The sequence below is a fragment of the Actinocrinis sp. genome (assembly GCF_035605935.1).
Lineage (GTDB): Bacteria > Actinomycetota > Actinomycetes > Streptomycetales > Catenulisporaceae > Actinocrinis.
The window spans coordinates 1-17,113 of record NZ_DATNGK010000013.1; the positions used below are offsets into that span (position 1 = coordinate 1).

Consider the following 17,113-nt stretch of genomic DNA (forward strand, 5'->3'; position numbering starts at 1 on the left):
GGCGGTGGCGAACCTGCGCTACCGGCCGGAGGCTGCGAAGAATCGGAGCTGGCGCGACCAGCGTGGGCAATCGCAGAGCGCGCAGTCGCTGCCCCTGCGGTGGTGCTCATGGGCGCTTCGCTCGTGGCCGCACCGGCAGACCAGCAGCCACCGGATGATGTCCACCACGCACCCTCATCACCCTGCTGCTCGTGCTCAGGCTTTGTCACTGCGTCCAGGTCACGTCATCAAACCACACGGTGCCGGAATTGCGCGCGCTCTTGAGCCAGATCTCCGCGAAGGCGGCCGAGGGCGGGGCCGTGCCGGTCGCTTCCAGTTCGGTCCAGCCGGTGTCGCCCGGCTTGAGGCGGGCGGAGTCGGAGCCGCTGATGAACACGCCGCGACTGTCGAACCAGCTGACGTTGACGACGCTCGTCCCGGTCGCGCGTTCTCCGCGGACCCAGGCCGTCACGCGGTACTGGCATCCCGGCGTTATCTGCGGTCGAACGGGGACGGTGTAGAAGGCAGGCATGCTGGCGTCGGAGCCACCACTGTCCGAGATGCGGGCCGACCCTCCGCGCGCGCCGTGGCCGACGTCCGGGTCCAGCGCGAAGTGAGCCTGATCGGGTTCCCACAGACGCCAGATCGCCGGGAGTTCGCCTTGGGGTGTTGCCACTGCCTGCGAGAAGTCGCTGTTGTCATCGTCACTGACGCTTCCGGTGCGGAAGAGCCGACTGATGACGGCGGCCGCGGGCTTCGGCGTCCCGTCGCTGCGCAGAAGCCCGAAGGCGTACTGGTCGGGCTGCTGCCGACTCGGGATGGCGGCCTGAGTGAAGTCGTACAGGGACCACGGCGCGGCAGCGCCGAGACCGAGCGAGAGCGCGGCCTGCTCGACCACTTGGTAGTAATGCGCCTGATACGCCTCCAGCGACGCCTCTCCGGCTGGCAGACCGGGTGGCGAGCCGGTTGCCGCCGTGGCGAAGCCCGTTTCTCCGACGAAGACCGGCTGCGGGTCCGCGGCCTGGATCGCTTCGTCCATGGCCGGGTAGGCGAGCCCGTCGGACGCGTAGTAGTGCAGGTCCCAGAAGTCGGGCTCAACCCGGAGCGCGGCGCGCAGGGCGGAAATGTGCGTGGGCGTGGTTACCGAGAGGGTGACCGGGACACCGGGCGCGTCGCGTTTAACCGCGGGAATCAGCGCGTCCAGCCACCGATAGATCTCCGCGTTGCCCATTGTCGACGGGGCGTCGAGTTCATTGCGCAAGTCGATGAACGCTATGCGTGCATCTTCGCCCAAGGGTTTAAGCAGGTCGTGCGCCCAGGTCAGGCTGCCTGAGATATCCGCGAAATCAGTGAATTGATCAAACAGGGAAAGCTGTACCTTGAGCCCGTGCTCGCCGGCTATGTCGACCATCTGCGCGAGACGGGATTGCATGACCGGACTTGGCGTTGGGAATCCCATGACCTCTGGGAACACCGTGACTCGGACGGCATTCGCTCCCATGCTGGCCATAACTGCGAAATCGTCATCGATCTGCTGCGGATTCCATCGCGTCCACATGTACTGCCACCCGGCATCGGACGGGAAGTAGTTCACGAGGTGGATGGCGCGCAGATATCGGGCCAGGCCGGACGCGGAACTGTCGGTGTGGCTGTGGGGCGGCGCGATTGCGGGGCTGGACGGCGCTGATACGGACACGACCGCCGCGATCATGGCGATTGTCAGGGCAATGCGCAGCCCGAGCTTGCTGCGGGTGCTGTGGTAGCCGTATTTCATGGGTTGCCGTCACTGACTCGACACGCTGGCGACGACGATGCCGTCGTGCAGCGCGAGCACCTGGACGGGACCGGGCCCGCTCGCGGTGAGCGCGGGCGCTTCCCAGGTCTGGCCGGGAGCGAGGCGAATGTTGTCCCACGTCGCGACAGTGGCTCCCGCGTGGGTCACGACGATCCGCACCGAGGCCGCGCGGTGCCCGGCAGGCTGCGCCACGCCGACATGGAGCCGATCGCCTGACGGATAAGCCCAAATCGCGATGGATGACGCTCCATCAGCATCGGTCGTGGCGCTGGCCGCGGAGTAGTGAACGGCCAGAACCGCCGCGACTGCGAAGATCAGGACACCGGCGGCGGCGAGCGCGTTCAGCTTCGGCCGCTTGAACCATGACCCGCGTCCTGCGAGCCGAGGTGCGGGGGAGGAGGCACCGAACCAGACGGCGGCGAGGGTGACGAATGCCAGCGCGAGCGCCACGGGGATAGCGCTCAGGACGTGACCGGCGGCGAGCGCGAGCCCCGCCAGGATCAGGAAGCTCAGCGTCAGACCGGCGGCCGGCACGATCGCATCGAATCGATCGCGCCGGATGAACCACACGGCGCAGGCAAAAGCGCTGATCAGGACTAGGCCCGCGATCTGCTTGAGCAGACCCGCCGATGAAGCGCAGATCACGCTGGAAGAGGCGATGGCGACAGCTGAACAGCTCGCCGCAAATGCGTGCTCACGCGCCGTCATCAGTCTTCTTGCCGTCACCGTCACTGCCCTCCCGCTGAGTCGGCGACCTGGTACACGCGCAGAGACCCAGCCGCGTAGATCTCCCGGAACACAGGGCTCGTATCGAATTTGGCAAGCGACGCGCCGGACAGCGCCGAGTCGTAGTACAGCGCCGGCTCAGAGTCGTCGAAACGGGTCACTCCGGTCGGCAAATCGAGGACGTCGCGCTGCACGACCACATACTGAACCGCCGACCGGCGCAGCTCGGCCAGTACGTCACCGGTGACCGTCGGCGGATAGAAAATCGACCAGATCCGTGAGCCGTCCTCGGCCGAGGAAAGCACATCCTGGCGACCGATCGAACCAAGCGCCAGCCCGGTCTGGTTGTCCGTCGCGATCCGGTGACCCGGGCCGAGCGTGGCGAGCATCCATCGAGCGAGCGCTTGATCGTCTGGAGTCACCGCGGCCGATCCGTTCGTTAGCCGGTAGTCCGGAGCCAGCCGCTGCGCATAGTTCCAGGAAACCGAAATGCCGCCGACGAACAGCAGGGCGACAAGACAGAGGGCGAGCATCCGCCGCCATCGGGACGCATCGAGGAACGGCTCCAGCAGGAGACCGAAGCAGAGCGCGATGCCCAGATATAGAAACTCGGAGGAACGGTTCGCCGTCTCCTGGCCGCCGGCCGTGAACCGCAGCGGAAGCAGCGCCACCCAGCCCAGTGACGACCACGCCAGCAGCTTGGCGATCGCGGGCAGGCCGGATCGCCTGCTGCGGTAAAGGGCTAGTGGAAGGGAGACGAGGATGGCCAGGGTGCCAGCAATAGCAGCAACCCGCTCCCACTCTGGAGCCGTCGCGGCCTGGCCGGTGTTCGCGAACAGCGTGCGTGACGTGTGGAACTCGACGACGAGCTGGAAGCCTTGAACGGCGGCACGCGTCACCACTGGGCTCAGGTAGCCGATGGTAATCGGCGCCACGACAAACAACCACGCCACGGCAGCGCCGGTAGTCACCGAAGCCGGGAGCTTAGGCACGAACTCGGCAGCTGCTCCTGCTCCCGCTGATGTGCCGTCAGCATTGCGGCGAAAGCGCGAGCGGGAGCCAGAGCCAGCGCGCGATCGCGAGCGGGAATTACGCAGCCACACGGCCACGGCCCACGCGAGGAGCAGCGCAGCCAGCACCCAGGCGGTGATGTGGTGAGTGGCCACCACGGCGAGCGCTACCGCCAAGCTGCACAGGACGGCTTGGGTACTCGGCGGCCGGCCGTTGCGCCGGGCCAGGAAGAAGACAGTGAGCACCGCTAGAGGCAGAGCCAGCGACTCGTAGCCGTACTGGGCGTCCCAGTAGAGGAAGTTGGGTCCGGCCGCGTACACGAGGACGGCCACCCCAGCGGCTCGGGAAGACCCGAGCAGCTCATCGACGAGCAGGAACAGCGCCCCGACCAGTACCAGCCGCGCGCAGCCGATGAGGATCAGACCGCAGGTGTAAGCGGAGAGCCCGGTCAGGTGCGCCATGGCGTCCGTCGCTACGGCCAGGCCCGGATAGTAGCCCGTGGCGCGAATCAGCGGGTTGTAACCGAAGAGCTGCCCGGATGACAGCAGGTTGGCGGCATTGCGGTAGTGCGCGAACTCGTCGTGAAAGGTGAACGCCGTCGGCTCATACACGACCTTCGCCAGGTACAGCGCGAGCCCGAAGCCCAAGGCCACGCCGAGTCGCGTCTGTCTCGTGCACCGGGACAACAGGAGCACCCCGGCGCTCGGCGCGAAGATAAGGGCCAGCCCGGCCCAGAACAGCAGATAGCTGCCGGACGCCCCGGACCGGGATCGCGCGTCGGCAACGGCCAAGAGGACCACCCCGGCGCCGTCAGCCACGAAGGCCGAGCCGATGGCGAGCCCCATCGCGCGGGCGGCCGGTCGTGCGCGCATCGCATCGGGCGCCGGGAGGGGATAGGCCCCTTCGTCGGGCACGGCCGCAGTGCTCGTAGACACCGTTATCCGCCCTACCGCGCTCGCCAGGTCGCGGCCAGCAGTCGGCCGATAGCCGCGCAGGCGGCGCGGTCGCGAGTCCTCCTGCGCGGCCTGGCCATCAGCTCGCGAGCGAAACGGGCAAGATCCTCGGCGTATCGTTCGTCGTTCTTCCACGCGACCCACGCCGGCGCCTGGCGAGCCAATGGATCGCGCAGGGACGGTTCGGCCAGGGCATCCATAGTTTGAGCCAAGGCGTCGGCGTCGCCTACCGGGAACACCCGGCCGACGGAATCCGGAACACGGTCCCTGATATCGCCGGCCGCGTCGGAGACGATCACCGGCAGGCCGGCTGCTAGTGCTTCCTCCACCACCAGGCCGTTGGGATCGCCGTGGGTGGGGAAGACGAGGGCGTCGCAGAAGGCGTACCACTCCGGAAGATCAGCCGGCTGGACGAACCCCGCGAACGCGACACCGGGCGTGGCCGACTCCTGGCCGAAGTAGCGGTCATAGTCCACGCCATCGCCGACGATCAGTAAGCTGACATCATCGCGGACCGCCCGCACCTGCCGGTAAGCGGCGAACAACTCGTCCAGTCCCTTGCCCGCCCACACTCTTCCGACGTATAGGAAGACGCACCCGGTCAGTCCCAGCGCATCACGGCGCCGCTGCCGCTCGGTCGCCGACATGCCGCGGCCTCGGCCGTAGTGCGCCACGTCGATCGATTGTGTCACTACGCTGGTGCGCTCCCGCGGTAGCCCGTACCTGCTGGCCAGCGCGGCGCCGTCCGGACCGGGAACCTTGGCCCCGTCGACCGCTTTGAAAAGCACGTTCTTGCCGAGTTCCCGCCACCACGTGCGCGTCGACCAGGCTTCGAAGTTGGGCAGCACCCGGAACGCCACGCGCTGTGCGGTCGCGAAGCCGATCACCGCGCCCAAGGCCAGGTTCCAGCGGTCGTACTCCAGGATGAACACGTCAGGGCGCAGCCGACGCAGCTCGCGCACCGGTACCTTGATCCGCCCGAGGTAGCTCGCGGGGAACTTCCACGCCGACTCGTCCACGGCCCAAGACCGGTCCGGCTCGCGTACCTGCGAGAACACAGCATGCAAGTCGAGCTCCGGACGCTCGACGGCCGCGTTGAAGCGCGCCACCGCGTACGGGGTGGGCTGGGTGAACCAGTACAACACCCGCACCGGTCGTCCGGTCATCGTGCGAGTCCGCGGTACACATCAAGGGTCTGCGTCGTCACTTCGTCCCAGGTCGGGATGTGCTGCGCGGCCTCGGGCGACTGCTCCAGGGCGCGCCCAAGGGCAGCGGCCAGAACCCCCGGGTCGGCGTCGAGGGGCACCAAGGTGATCGCCCCCGCAGTGCGGTCGCGGATATCGCGGTGCGCCGGGATGTCCGAAGCGACTACCCGGGCGCCTGCCGCCAGCAGTTCCAGGATGGTGACCGGCATCGCCTCGTTCGACGACATAGAGCAGAACACGTCGGCGGTCGCGTACCAGCGATACAGCACATCGGTGTCCACGCGGCCGATGAAGTCGACCTTCTCCCGCACGGCGCGCTCGGCGGCGAGTGCTTCGAGGGCACTGCGTTCGGGTCCGTCCCCGGTGACTACCAAGCGCAGGTCGGGCGCTGTCAGCGCCATGGCCTCGACGATGCGATCGATCTGCTTGTAGGACTGGAGCCGGCCGCCGGTGATGACTACCGGCCCTGCCTGGCGGAACGGCTCGGCCGCCTCGATCCGTCGCAAGTCAGCGCCGTTGGGAATGACTGTGACGCGCGGCGTGGCCGAGGGAAAATGGTTCAGGAAGAGGTCGGCCTCGGCGCGCGATACACAGATGATGCGCTTCGAGCGAGCCGCTATCGCAGCCCCCGCTGCGCGGTACGGGACGTGGATGGCCTTACGCAGCGGCGAGTGACCGGTGCCGTGGTAGTGCGGGGTAAAGACAAGGGGCGAGGCGCCGGCCATCGTGGCGGCCAGGGGAGCGGCGGAATGGTAGCCGTGCGCGTGGACCACGTCGTAGCGATGCCGCTCCCGCCGCAGTGTTGCCCATACCGCCGGGGACACCCCGAAGTGCTTGCTTGGCACCGGCACCTTGTGTCGCCGCACCAAAACGCCCTCGCGCAGTTCGGTGTTGGGAAGGCCGGGATCGTCGTGATGGGTGAGGACTTCGACGGTTTCACCCTGCGCGGCCAGCCGTTTGGCGATCTCCTCGACGTGAGACTCGACGCCCCCGGTGAACGGGGCGTAGTGCGCCGAAACCATGGCGATTCTCATGCCGGCATCAGCCCCGCGCCCACCGGGCGGTCCCAAGCGGCCCGCAGACCCTCGGCGAGGGATGTGCGCGGTGCCCAGTCCAGCAATTTCTGCGCCAGCGTCGGATCAGCCAATAGGGAGGGTCGGTCAACCGGGCGAAGCCGACTCGGGTCGACGACCGGGTCTACGCTGGACGGTGCGTCAGTTCCCACCATCAACGAGGCCAGGGCCGCCAGCACCTCGTAACCCGAGTAGGCTCTGCCACTTCCGATGTTCACCGTCGCGTGCTGTTCGTTGACGCTGCGTCCGTCTCCGCAGTACCGGGCCAGTCGCAGCAGTGCGTCCGCGACGTCATCTACGAACACGTAGTCCCGCTTGGTCGAGAGATTGCCGAGCCGGACCGATTCCCCGGCCTTCATCTGGGAGATGATGCTGGGAATGAAATGCGCGTTGGTCTCGCCGGGGCCGAAGACGTTGAAAAGCCGGGCGATTCCCACTGCGCTCCCGGTACGGCTTGCGAAATCGGCGGCCAGCTCCTCGGCCCAGAGCTTGGAGTATCCGTAGACGTCGATCGGTCCGACTGAGTCCTGCTGCTCTTGATGAGGCCCGTCGGACGGCGCGTAAACCGCGGCCGAGGAGGCCAACACGAGCGAGGGAGGGCGGCGAAGACCGGCCGCGGCTTCCACTACGGATCGCGTGCCGTCGACGTTCACCCGCAGGCAGCGCGCCGGGTCCGCGTCGCACTCGGGAATGAAGTGCAGTGCCGCCAAATGGAACACGGCCTCGGGTTGGCAGGAGGTGAAGATCCGGCTCAGGTCGGTCGTAACGTCCTGCTCAATCACGGAAACCCGATCCAGGTCCGCTCCCAGGTTCTCGCGTGAGCCCCGGGATAAGTCATCGACTACGACTACCTCGCATGACTCCGCCAGCAGATGACGTACCAGCGCCGAGCCCAAAAAGCCGCAGCCGCCAGTCACCAGACACCGCATCACGCATTCTCCTTCGACACTGTGTTGATTTGTGCTGTGCTGACTTCAGCCGGGGCTTCGACTACGTCGCGGTGCACGGCCAGGTCCACCGCGCACCAGATCGCGCCGGCCGTCTGCGTGGCCAGCCACGCCCAACCCGCGCCGGCGATGCCCCACCAGCCCAGCGCCAGCGCGGTCAGGACGAGCCGGGAAATGGACACCGCCCAGCAAATAGCCGCCGCGGTGCGGTACCGCTTGTGCACCCGAAGCACACCGCGGTAAATCGTGACCACCGCGTCGGGAAAGGCCCCCAACGACAGCAGCACGAGAAGCGTGTATGAGTGAGCTGAGTACTGCGCGCCGAAGACGTGCAAGATCAGGCGGCCGGCGAAAATCGTGACCGCGGCGCCCAGGGCCATGAGCGGAAGAATCATCTTCATCCCGGCCCAAGCCAGCGACCGCACCCGGTGCGGACGATGGCTGCCCTCGGCAAAGGTGGACGTCCCGACCGCTGATGCGAAAACCGCGTAGAAGCCGCCGATTTTCCACGCCACGTAAAACCAGCCCGCGGCTTCCGGAGAAGCCTTCAGCGCGACGATCACCGGGACCGCGTAGAGCGTCACCTGATCGCCCACGCTGATCACGTAGTTGCCGGCGAGGCTTTCCCGCATCGACCAGACTTGCCGGGGCAAGCCGGCCAGGCGCGGCCGGTAACCGTATCGGCGGACCAGCACCAGCAAGCAGCCCACGGTGGTTGCCGCCAGAACCGCCGACCAAGCCCACAGGATGCCGACGGCCCCGAACGCCGCGAAGAGCGGCAAGACGACGAGCGCCAGTTTGACCACGGCGAAGGCGGTGCTGGAGCCGAGGAACCAGATCCCCTGCCGCTCGGCCACCCAGACGCTCTCCAACACCTGGAACGCGGTCGTCGCCACCACGCCGATGACAAACGCCGCCACCCACCAACCGTCCCGGTACAGGAACGCCGAATGTCCTGCCTGCGCCAGGACTGCGACGGTGACCACAGCGGTTACCGCCGACGTGGCCGAGGTGAACACGAGTGGGGCGGTGATGGTGGCTGACCACTCGCGTGGCTTGCGTTTGCCGGGCAATTCGGCGAGTACGGCCATTGATCCGCCGAGGGCACCCAGCAGTGACCCGAAGGCCATGGCCGAGACGCCCGCGCCGGCCTCGCCGATCGCGGAAGCGGGATACCTGCGCGCGGCCACCGTCCAGAAGACGTATCCGAGCAACGACGTCACGACCGTCGTCGCCGTCAGATAGAACGAGTTCATGACCAGCGGGTCCCTGGCGCGGCCGCGATGCAGGGAGCTGAATTTCTGGCGCCCCGCGGGCACGAGCGTTCGCAGCAGCGTCACGGCAGCGCCGCGTCGGACAGCATCGGATCCGACAACATCGCGTCGAACAACTCCGTGTAGCTGCGGGCCGTGTCAGACCAGGTGGTCACGCCCTCGAAGCGCTGGCCGGCGAGCTTGGCCGCGAGGCGGATTCCCTCCGCCAGCGATGCAGGATCGGCTGGATCGACCAGCACCGCGCCGGGGTAGTTGGCGGTGGCCTCGATCAGACCGCCGACCCTCGTGGCTACTACCGGAAGCCCCGCGGCCATCGCGATCTGGAGCGGTCCGGACGACGAAGAGCGGTGATACGGCAACACGACGACATCGGCGCCGGCGAAGTACCCGGCCGCTTCGGCATCGGTGACGTAGCGATTGACGAACGTGATGCGATCGCGGTGCGGCGAGGCGGCGATCAGGCGGTTCGGCAGGTCCCAGCCCTCCCAGGTCTCGCCCACCAAGGTGAGCCAGAACTGTGACTCGTAGCCGGCTGCGCCGAGCAGGTCCAGGGCCGCGACGAGGTCCTCAGTTCCCTTAAACGGCCGGATGACGCCGAAATACAGCAGGTTGACTACGTCGGGTGCGGCTGGCCTGAGCGGTGGCCGAGAAGGGAGGTAGTCGTATCCGGCGTGCGGGACGAGTTCGACGCTTTCGCTCACGCCGTAGCGGCTCTTGACCAGGCCGAGATCGAACTGCGAGTGGACCAGTTGCCTTGCCGAGAGCCTGAGCAGACTGCGACCGAGCACGTCCATGTAGCGACCGACGAACGGCAGGCGGGCTTCGCCGACGTCCTGGGCTTCATGAAACTCTACGACGACCCTGGCTCCGTGCAGTCGCGCGACGATGGCCAGCACCAGGTAGGTGTGCAGCACCGCGCCGGTCCACCACTGCAAAACGAGGACCTGCGGCCGCTCCCTGCGTAGGAACGCGACGGCGCGCACCAGCGACCGGCCCCAGTACCAGTCGACCCCGTCGACGCGCGGCACGTTCGGCGGCAGGCTCAGCTGCGTCAGAGCACCGCCCACTCGGGCTCGGCCCGGATAGAAGCGTGCGGGCACCAGGTTGCGGATCAGCACGGCCGAGCACTGGTGCCCTGCCTCGCTAAGCGCCTCGATCAGGGAGTACGTGTAGTACGTGATGCCGGATAGAAAGCGCGTTCCGGGGCCGACAACGCATACACGTCTGGGTTCAGCCACCGGTGCCGCCGACTGCCAAAGCGGGTTCCGATGCGCGCCCGGGAATCGGTGCGTCGAGCGGTGGGATATTGCCGAAGAGGTGACCGGTGCTTCCGCTGATGACGAGCCCGTGGTCGGTCTCCTCGACCTGTATCTCGCCTTCCTGGACGACGACGCGGATCGGGTATGGCAGGCCCCAGACACGGCTCGCGACGTATGCGGATGCGGCGGATCCGGTGCCACAGGCCCGCGTTTCGTCCTCCACACCGACCTCGTACGTGCGGATGCGCACGCCGTCCTCGTATCGCTGCATGAAGTCCACGTGCAGGCCCTCCGGGTGATTGAGCCGGAGACACAGTTCCTCGTCGTAGCGCAGTGCGGCGCCCACAGTTTTGACGTCGATAGCGTCAAGGTCCTGGCTATCGTCTAGCAACACGACCAGGTGCGCCACGCCGCTGAACGCGAAGTACTGGTGGGCGGTAACGCGCTGGAATTCCCGGCCGGCTCCGAGCGCGACGCGGACGGCGCCTTCGCCGGCTGACACCCACTTCGGTCCGTCGTCGGTCATGATGACGTCCGTGTCGCCGCGCAGATAACCGCGCTCGTCTGCGTATTGAGTCACGCATCGCAGGGCATTGCCGCACATTGTCGCGTTTGTGCCGTCCCGGTCGAAGTAAGTCATCCGGATCGGCTCTTCGGCGGCGCGCACGAAGGCGATTCCATCCACGCTGACCGCCGTGAACGCCTCGCACAGTTCCCGCGCGAGGTCGCTTCCGATCTCGTCGGAGGACAGGCCGCTGAGTGTCTCGTCCACGACCAGGATCACGTTGCCGTTGCCGTGCATGACCGAGAAAATCAGCTGTCGAACGTCGAGCCCGGGAACGCCGCGCAGGAGCACGTCGGCATAGTCCGCCTGTAGGGCATGGCGGTCCACGTAAAACATGTCAGGTTCCTTACCGGCAGCAGGTTTATCCGAGTCCCGTCACAAGGTGGGTAGTTGCCATTTCGCCCCGAGCTCGGCATCGAACGAGGCCGGCTGGAAACGCTCAAGGCCGCCGCACGGATAGGGCGTGAGTTCGCCGAAGACGATCGATCCATCGAAGGCGTAAAGGTCGACGCGGATGAAATCGAATGGTTCACCGAGCTGCCTGGCGATATCCAGCATCAGGTCCAAGTCCGGCGGTCGTGGCGCGACCGGCGCGATTCCCTGCGGCCCGTACAGCACCTCCAGTGGCGACCAGTCCGCCCGATACAGCCGCTGCTGATTCCCGTCGTACCGGTTCACCATCTCGATGAGATCCGGCTTGCCGTCGAAGACGAAGATCTTGTAGTCCGGCGGCGGCGATCCCGGCGGCCCGAGCAATTCCTCGATCAGGAACATCGGCCGGGCCGTGGCATAGGCCCATTCGCGCAGCTTGCTCGACTCGAAGGAATCGAGCCAAGTCGCCGTGACGGTCGCAAGCTTAGGCACATCGGCCGCCCCGCTGCCGAAGTAGATCAGCCCGGAGCGGTGATTTGGTTTGAGCACCCAGTGCTCAGGCAGGTTGAGCGCGCTCAGGTCGCTGATATCCGAGCCGGACCAGATCGTATGTGGAACGCGAAGGGACGCCAATCCCGCATTCCCGGCGTAATCCTTCATCGCCAGCTTGTCGCAGGTCCATTCGAGCAGTGGCCTGCGATCGTTCAATATCCGCCAGTTGACCTTGTCGCTGAAAGTCACCGGTTTGCTGAAATGCGGGAGCTTGCGGTGGTAGTAGGCGAAGAGCAGCCGTCGTTCCACACCGACGGGCAAGCGGTAAACCATTGAGCCCGCGGCTGCGCGCACGCTCTGCGCAACGCTGCTCATGGTGTTGTTGATCACTCCGCCTCCCGTGACCTTGGTCCCTGAAATGATGCGACCTCCTCCGGTAGCTCGGTTTTGCCGAATTGACCAGGTGCGCTCCTGGCGGCCGCGTTGCGGGCGCGGCGTTCCGTGAAAATCGTGCGCAGCACACGCAGACCGTCGCTGAACGCGGTGAGATTGCTCGTGCCATGGATCCGGGAATGCTCAAAGCTGGGCACCTCGACGACCGCGAGGCGCGCCACGGTGACGCGTATCGCGATGAGGGTCTCGATCTCGAAACCGTCACCCCACAACCGCTGCGCGCCGTCTGGAGACGGCGTGGTCGAATCGAGCCTCAGCACCGGCAGATGACGCCGCCAGAAGACGTTGAAGCCGTAGCACAGATCCGTATACGCCGTGCCATAAGCCTGATTCACCAAGGCCATCAGCGCCCGATTGCCCACCGTGCGCAGCCGAGTGAGGTCGCTGCTTCCGCCGCCTGGCGCGAACCTGCTTCCCTTCGCGAAGTCCGCGCCGTCCAGCAGAACCTGGACGAAGGCGGGAATCTCGCCGGCGTCGGCTGATCCGTCCGCGTCGAGCATGACGATGATCTGGCCGGTGGCGGCCGCGAACCCGCAGGCGAGAGCGTTGCCCTTCCCGCCGCGGGTCTGCGTGATGATCCGGGCGTCCGGCAGCAACCGGCGTGCGACCGCACAGGTGTTGTCGACCGAATGACCGTCCACCACGATGACTTCGTGAAGTCCGCCCGGGAGCCGGGCGAATACGTGGGGCAGGTTCCGGGCCTCATTCAAGGCCGGGATGACCACGGAAACACTTGGCCAGCACGCAGGTAGATGTACCTGATTTGTCATGCTCCCCGTTCCGCGACCCGATGATGACGGCACGACAGCCCGTCGTTGTCTCCATCACAGACGTCTGTCTACGGCGGCAGGTTGCGGAAAGATCCGCGAAGAGATGTGCCGATCCTGCAACAGAACGCGGTCAGCTTCTCCGGCAGCATGCACTCCTCCGGCGGCGCCACCCGCGTCTTGCTCTACGGCTGGTCGACCAACCCGCTGGTGGAGTACTACGTGATGGAGGACTACAACGGCTCCACGCCGGGCTCAGGCGTCTACAAGGGCCAGATCACCAGCGACGGCGACACGTACAAGATCTACGAGCGCCTGCAGGTCAACCATCCGCCCGCGCTCCGACTCAGTGAAGGTTTCCCACACCTATGCGAATCAGACCACAATCATCGACACCCAGCTGCCAGTTCCGAGCCAACCTGTCCGTCGCCTCGTCGGAGCAGCGGGTGTTATAGCGCGGTCCATTGCGGGAAGGGCATCAGCGTCCAGAACCAGCCATCAGGGAGCTGAGATCATGCTGACGCCAGGCATCACCCGCCGCAAGGGCCGCATCGCCGCCGCGGCCGCCCTGCTGATCGGCCTCGCCGGTGTGGCCACCAGCGCCGCGGCCGACAACGCGACCACGCAAGGCAGGCTGGGCCTATCCTCGGTCCGCTCCGATACCGGCGGGCCCGCGGCCACCACACGCGCTCGGACGACAGCCGCGGACCAGTGCGGGTTCGTCCCGGCAGTCCCCGCGGACCGCTTCAAAGGCATCCCAGTCTTCAATCCGGTCGCTGCCGCCCGGCCGTACACCGTCGTGTTCCATACCACTCAGGGCGATATCACCGTTAGGGCACTGACGAGCGCCGCGCCGTGCACTACGTTCTCGTTCCGCTACCTGATCAATCACGGGTTCTACAACGGAACGCACTGCCACCGCCTGACGACCCAGCGGATCTACGTCCTACAGTGCGGCGACCCCACGGGCACCGGCAGCGGCGCACCCGGCTACTCGTTCAACGACGAGAACCTGGCCGGCGCGACATACCCGGCCGGCACGGTCGCGATGGCGAACGCGGGCCCGAACACCAACGGCAGCCAGTTCTTCTTCACCTGGAAGGACACCACGCTGCACCCGAACTACACGCCGTTCGGCGTCGTCATCAGCGGCCTCGACGTGCTGAAGAAGATCGCCGCGGCGGGTGAAGACGACCAGAACAACCCGGGCGACGGCTACCCGAACCTGTACGTGGGCTTGCGCGACGTGGACGTTCACGCGAGCAGGTAGAGCGTCGGAGAGATCGTCAGTCGAGCAGCGCAGCGTTGCCCTTCGCGAGAATACGCGCCCGCTCTTGCGCGAGCGCCGGTTCGGTTCGAGTCTGTGTTCGTACTCGCGAAACAACCAGCCGATCCGATGCACACATGGAGGGGACCTGTGGCCAAGGAGAAATTCGAACTCGTCTTCCTAGGCGGCGGCGCCATGCTCAACGCGATCTCCAACCGGCTGCGCCGCGCGCCGGTCACGCCGCGCGAGGAAGTCGGCGCCGCGATGCACGATCTGGCCCGGACCTTCGAGGAGCGGCGCGGCGTCCTGGAACGTGCGGCGCAGGCGGCGGCCGGTGACGAACTCGCCGCGATCGGCTCGGAACTGTGCGCCGCCGCGCCCGGCCGCCACGTCGTGGACGCGCGGATCGACGCCTTCGAACGCCTGGTGAGCGGCGCCGAGGAACTGCCCGAGGCGATAAACCGGCTGCGGGACGCCGTCGGCGCCTGGCTCGACTGAGCCGCGCTCGACCGACGCCGCGAACGCCGTCCCTGATCTTTCCTCGGGATCAGGGACGGCGTTCGCGCGTCCTGGGCGACGTCGGGAGCCGCGGACGGAAAACCTCGCCAAAAAATTCCGGCAGCGGCTGTCGGATTGGCGCGACGGCGTTCGTAGCAGGGGTGAGGCCGCCCACGAGGGGCCGCCCGCGAGCACCGGAGTCCGACATGAAGCTGACGACCGTCACGATGACTACCGTCGATGGAGTGATGCAGGGCCTCGGCGGGCCGGAGGAGAACCGCGTCGGCGGATTCGAGCGCGGCGGATGGCAAAGGCACGCGTGGGATGGTGAGGCCGGGGCGTATCTGAACGAGGTCTACCAGCGCGCCGACGCGTTCCTGTTCGGCCGGTGGACCTTCGAGGTCTTCGCCGGCTACTGGGGAGGGATGGCGGCCGATCCCGACGCCAACCCCATCGCGGTCGCTTTGAACAAGCGGCCCAAGTATGTGGCTTCGAACACGCTGGCCGAACCGCGGTGGGCGGACACGACTGTGCTGTCCGGTGACCTCGCGGCCGCCATCCGCGAGCTGAAGTCCACGGCGGCGGGTGAGCTGCAGGTGCACGGCAGTGGCGCGCTGGTCCGCTGGCTGCTGGCCAATCAGTTCGTCGACGAGGTCACCCTGCTGGTCTGCCCCGTCATCCTCGGCCAGGGCACCCGGCTCTTCCCGGAAAACGGCCCCGACGTAGCGCTCGAACTGGTGGAATCGCGCTCCACACCCGGGGGAGTGACGATTCAGGTCTACCGGCCCAACGGCCGCCCGCGTTACGCGCGCGCCGACTCCTGAGCGCGCGACCCTGAAGCAGAAGACCGGCCCCGTAAACACGAGACGCTTAAACACAACACACCTGGAGAGGACTCGAAATGCAGTACCTGCTTTCCGTGATCACCGACCGGCCCGGCCTCGCCACTGCGGAGGAGGACGCCGCGATCGACGTATTCAACGACCGGCTCCAGACCGAGGGGCACTGGGTCTTCGCCGGCGGCCTCGGGGTGCCCGACACAGCCACGACCGTCGACAACCGCGGCGATGAGGCGATCTTCACCGACGGGCCGTTCCTTGAGTCGAAGGAGTTCCTCATCGGCTTCTGGATCATCGAGGCTGCTGACCTCGACGTGGCGCTCAAACTGGCGGCCGAGGGGTCGAAGGCCTGCAACCGCAAGGTCGAGGTGCGGCCGTTCCTGTGAGCGTGATCGACGTGTCGGATGCGATTACCCGGGCCCACCACGAGGAGTGGGCGCGGGTGGTCGCCTCCCTGGCCAAACGGTTCGGCGACCTCGACATCGCCGAGGAGGCGGCGGCCGAGGCATTCACCACCGCCGTGGAGCGGTGGCCGGGCGACGGCGTGCCGCCCAACCCCGGCGCCTGGCTGACCACCACCGCCAACCGCAAGGCCATCGACCGGATCCGGCGCGAGAGCAAGCGCGACGACAGGCAGAAGGAGGCTCAGCTCTTGTACGAGGACGAAGCGCCCGAGCCTCTCGGCCCCATCGACGACGAGCGACTGCGGCTGATCTTCACCTGCTGCCACCCGGCGCTGGCGATGGAGACCCGCGTGGCGTTGACGCTGCGCATGCTCGGCGGCCTGACGGTGGCCGAGATCGCCCGCGCCTTCCTGGTGCAGGAGGCCGCGATGGGGCAGCGGATCACCCGCGCGAAGGCCAAGATCAAGGCGGCGCGCATCCCGTATCGAGTGCCGTCCGCCGAGGATTTGCCGACCCGCGTGACCGGCGTCCTCACCGTGCTCTTCCTCGTCTTCAACGAGGGCTACCTCGCGACCGGCCCCGACACCGGTCCGGTACGCGGCGAGCTAACCGGCGAGGCGATCCGGCTCACCCGCCTGATGCGGGCACTGATGCCGGCCGATGGCGAGGTAGCCGGATTGCTGGCGCTGATGCTGCTGATCGAGGCGCGCCGCGGCGCCCGCGTTTCGCAGCGCGGCGAACTGGTCGCCTTGGCCGAACAGGACCGTGGAGCGTGGGACACGACCCTGATCGCCGAGGGCCATCAACTGGTGCGCGAGCGCCTGGCCGCCGGGGTCGCGCCCGGTCGCTACCAGATCCTCGCGGCGATCAACGCCGTGCACACGTCGGCCCGCGACGTGCGCGACACCGACTGGTCGCAGGTCGTCGCGCTGTATAACCAGCTGGCGCGGCTGGACCCCTCGCCGATCGTCGCCCTCAATCGAGCGATCGCGGTCGCCGAACTCGACGGCCCGGAGGTGGCGCTGGCGGCCGTTGACCGGCTTGCCGACAAGCTGGCCGGCTATCACGCCTACTACGCGACCCGCGCCGACTTGCTGCGTCGGCTTGGCCGCAGTCGGGAGTCGCGCGCGGCCTATGACAAAGCCATCGAACTGGCCGGCAATACCGCGGAGACGGCCTACCTCACCCGCCGCCGCGACCAGCTGGTGTAGTCGCGCCGGGCCGTCGCGTCAGC

The 17,113-nt window shown here is 67.1% G+C and carries 17 protein-coding genes; 6 read left to right on the forward strand and 11 right to left on the reverse strand.

What is annotated here, in order from left to right; all coding sequences use genetic code 11:
* Positions 1-205 precede the first annotated feature (205 nt).
* From VN779_RS00935 to VN779_RS00985, 11 genes are read right to left on the reverse strand one after another with little or no spacing between them, the layout of a single operon-like run.
* Entirely contained in the window at positions 206-1,753 is a 1,548-nt protein-coding gene (locus tag VN779_RS00935; protein ID WP_325719159.1) for a hypothetical protein, read from the reverse strand.
* 9 nt (positions 1,754-1,762) lie between these two features.
* Positions 1,763-2,482, reverse strand: coding sequence for a hypothetical protein (locus VN779_RS00940; protein ID WP_325719161.1), 720 nt, complete (start codon positions 2,480-2,482; stop codon positions 1,763-1,765).
* Positions 2,483-2,502: 20 nt separating this feature from the next.
* On the reverse strand, positions 2,503-4,446 hold the full coding sequence (locus VN779_RS00945) for a hypothetical protein (RefSeq protein WP_325719162.1): 1,944 nt from the start codon (positions 4,444-4,446) through the stop codon (positions 2,503-2,505).
* Positions 4,447-4,457: 11 nt separating this feature from the next.
* Entirely contained in the window at positions 4,458-5,630 is a 1,173-nt protein-coding gene (locus tag VN779_RS00950) for a glycosyltransferase family 4 protein (RefSeq protein WP_325719163.1), read from the reverse strand.
* A complete protein-coding gene (locus tag VN779_RS00955; RefSeq protein ID WP_325719165.1) occupies positions 5,627-6,703 on the reverse strand; it encodes a glycosyltransferase family 4 protein in 1,077 nt (358 codons plus the stop codon). The genes VN779_RS00950 and VN779_RS00955 overlap by 4 nt, the downstream gene beginning before the upstream one ends.
* Positions 6,700-7,671 carry an NAD-dependent epimerase/dehydratase family protein gene (locus VN779_RS00960; protein ID WP_325719167.1) on the reverse strand — a complete coding sequence of 324 codons (972 nt, stop codon included), beginning with the start codon at positions 7,669-7,671 and terminating at the stop codon, positions 6,700-6,702. Before VN779_RS00960 ends, VN779_RS00955 begins: the two co-directional genes overlap by 4 nt.
* The gene (locus VN779_RS00965; protein ID WP_325719169.1) at positions 7,671-9,029 is read right to left on the reverse strand and encodes a hypothetical protein; all 1,359 of its coding nucleotides are present in this window, start codon (positions 9,027-9,029) and stop codon (positions 7,671-7,673) included. The genes VN779_RS00960 and VN779_RS00965 overlap by 1 nt, the downstream gene beginning before the upstream one ends.
* On the reverse strand, positions 9,026-10,201 hold the full coding sequence (locus VN779_RS00970) for a glycosyltransferase (protein WP_325719171.1): 1,176 nt from the start codon (positions 10,199-10,201) through the stop codon (positions 9,026-9,028). The genes VN779_RS00965 and VN779_RS00970 overlap by 4 nt, the downstream gene beginning before the upstream one ends.
* Complete coding sequence (gene dapF, locus VN779_RS00975; protein WP_325719173.1) at positions 10,194-11,123, reverse strand: diaminopimelate epimerase; 930 nt, start codon at positions 11,121-11,123, stop codon at positions 10,194-10,196. Before dapF ends, VN779_RS00970 begins: the two co-directional genes overlap by 8 nt.
* 39 nt (positions 11,124-11,162) lie before the next feature.
* Entirely contained in the window at positions 11,163-12,041 is an 879-nt protein-coding gene (locus VN779_RS00980; protein ID WP_325719175.1) for an ATP-grasp fold amidoligase family protein, read from the reverse strand.
* On the reverse strand, positions 12,038-12,874 hold the full coding sequence (locus tag VN779_RS00985) for a glycosyltransferase family 2 protein (RefSeq protein ID WP_325719177.1): 837 nt from the start codon (positions 12,872-12,874) through the stop codon (positions 12,038-12,040). The genes VN779_RS00980 and VN779_RS00985 overlap by 4 nt, the downstream gene beginning before the upstream one ends.
* Positions 12,875-12,979: 105 nt before the next feature.
* Between VN779_RS00985 and VN779_RS00990 the strand changes: the two genes are divergently transcribed.
* The 6 genes from VN779_RS00990 (at position 12,980) to VN779_RS01015 (ending at position 17,090) form a co-directional block, all read left to right on the forward strand.
* Positions 12,980-13,381, forward strand: coding sequence for a glycoside hydrolase family 11 protein (locus tag VN779_RS00990; protein ID WP_325719179.1), 402 nt, complete (start codon positions 12,980-12,982; stop codon positions 13,379-13,381).
* 4 nt (positions 13,382-13,385) lie between these two features.
* Positions 13,386-14,141 carry a peptidylprolyl isomerase gene (locus VN779_RS00995; RefSeq protein ID WP_325719181.1) on the forward strand — a complete coding sequence of 252 codons (756 nt, stop codon included), beginning with the start codon at positions 13,386-13,388 and terminating at the stop codon, positions 14,139-14,141.
* 147 nt (positions 14,142-14,288) lie between these two features.
* Positions 14,289-14,636, forward strand: coding sequence for a hypothetical protein (locus tag VN779_RS01000; protein WP_325719183.1), 348 nt, complete (start codon positions 14,289-14,291; stop codon positions 14,634-14,636).
* Positions 14,637-14,842: 206 nt separating this feature from the next.
* Positions 14,843-15,460, forward strand: a complete 618-nt coding sequence (locus tag VN779_RS01005; RefSeq protein ID WP_325719185.1) for a dihydrofolate reductase family protein — start codon at positions 14,843-14,845, stop codon at positions 15,458-15,460.
* 77 nt (positions 15,461-15,537) lie between these two features.
* Positions 15,538-15,861, forward strand: coding sequence for a YciI family protein (locus tag VN779_RS01010; RefSeq protein ID WP_325719187.1), 324 nt, complete (start codon positions 15,538-15,540; stop codon positions 15,859-15,861).
* Entirely contained in the window at positions 15,858-17,090 is a 1,233-nt protein-coding gene (locus VN779_RS01015; protein ID WP_325719189.1) for an RNA polymerase sigma factor, read from the forward strand. Before VN779_RS01010 ends, VN779_RS01015 begins: the two co-directional genes overlap by 4 nt.
* The last annotated feature ends 23 nt before the right edge of the window (positions 17,091-17,113 follow it).

Bases quoted from the DNA above. Each gene is read 5' to 3' on its own strand.
- VN779_RS00950 (WP_325719163.1), bottom strand. From the start codon at position 5,630: ATGACCGGACGACCGGTGCGGGTGTTGTACTGGTTCACCCAGCCCACC.
- VN779_RS01005 (WP_325719185.1), top strand. From the start codon at position 14,843: ATGAAGCTGACGACCGTCACGATGACTACCGTCGATGGAGTGATGCAG.
- VN779_RS00985 (WP_325719177.1), bottom strand. From the start codon at position 12,874: ATGACAAATCAGGTACATCTACCTGCGTGCTGGCCAAGTGTTTCCGTG.
- VN779_RS00995 (WP_325719181.1), top strand. From the start codon at position 13,386: ATGCTGACGCCAGGCATCACCCGCCGCAAGGGCCGCATCGCCGCCGCG.
- dapF (WP_325719173.1), bottom strand. From the start codon at position 11,123: ATGTTTTACGTGGACCGCCATGCCCTACAGGCGGACTATGCCGACGTG.
- VN779_RS00940 (WP_325719161.1), bottom strand. From the start codon at position 2,482: ATGACGGCGCGTGAGCACGCATTTGCGGCGAGCTGTTCAGCTGTCGCC.
- VN779_RS00935 (WP_325719159.1), bottom strand. From the start codon at position 1,753: ATGAAATACGGCTACCACAGCACCCGCAGCAAGCTCGGGCTGCGCATT.
- VN779_RS00960 (WP_325719167.1), bottom strand. From the start codon at position 7,671: ATGCGGTGTCTGGTGACTGGCGGCTGCGGCTTTTTGGGCTCGGCGCTG.
- VN779_RS01010 (WP_325719187.1), top strand. From the start codon at position 15,538: ATGCAGTACCTGCTTTCCGTGATCACCGACCGGCCCGGCCTCGCCACT.
- VN779_RS00955 (WP_325719165.1), bottom strand. From the start codon at position 6,703: ATGAGAATCGCCATGGTTTCGGCGCACTACGCCCCGTTCACCGGGGGC.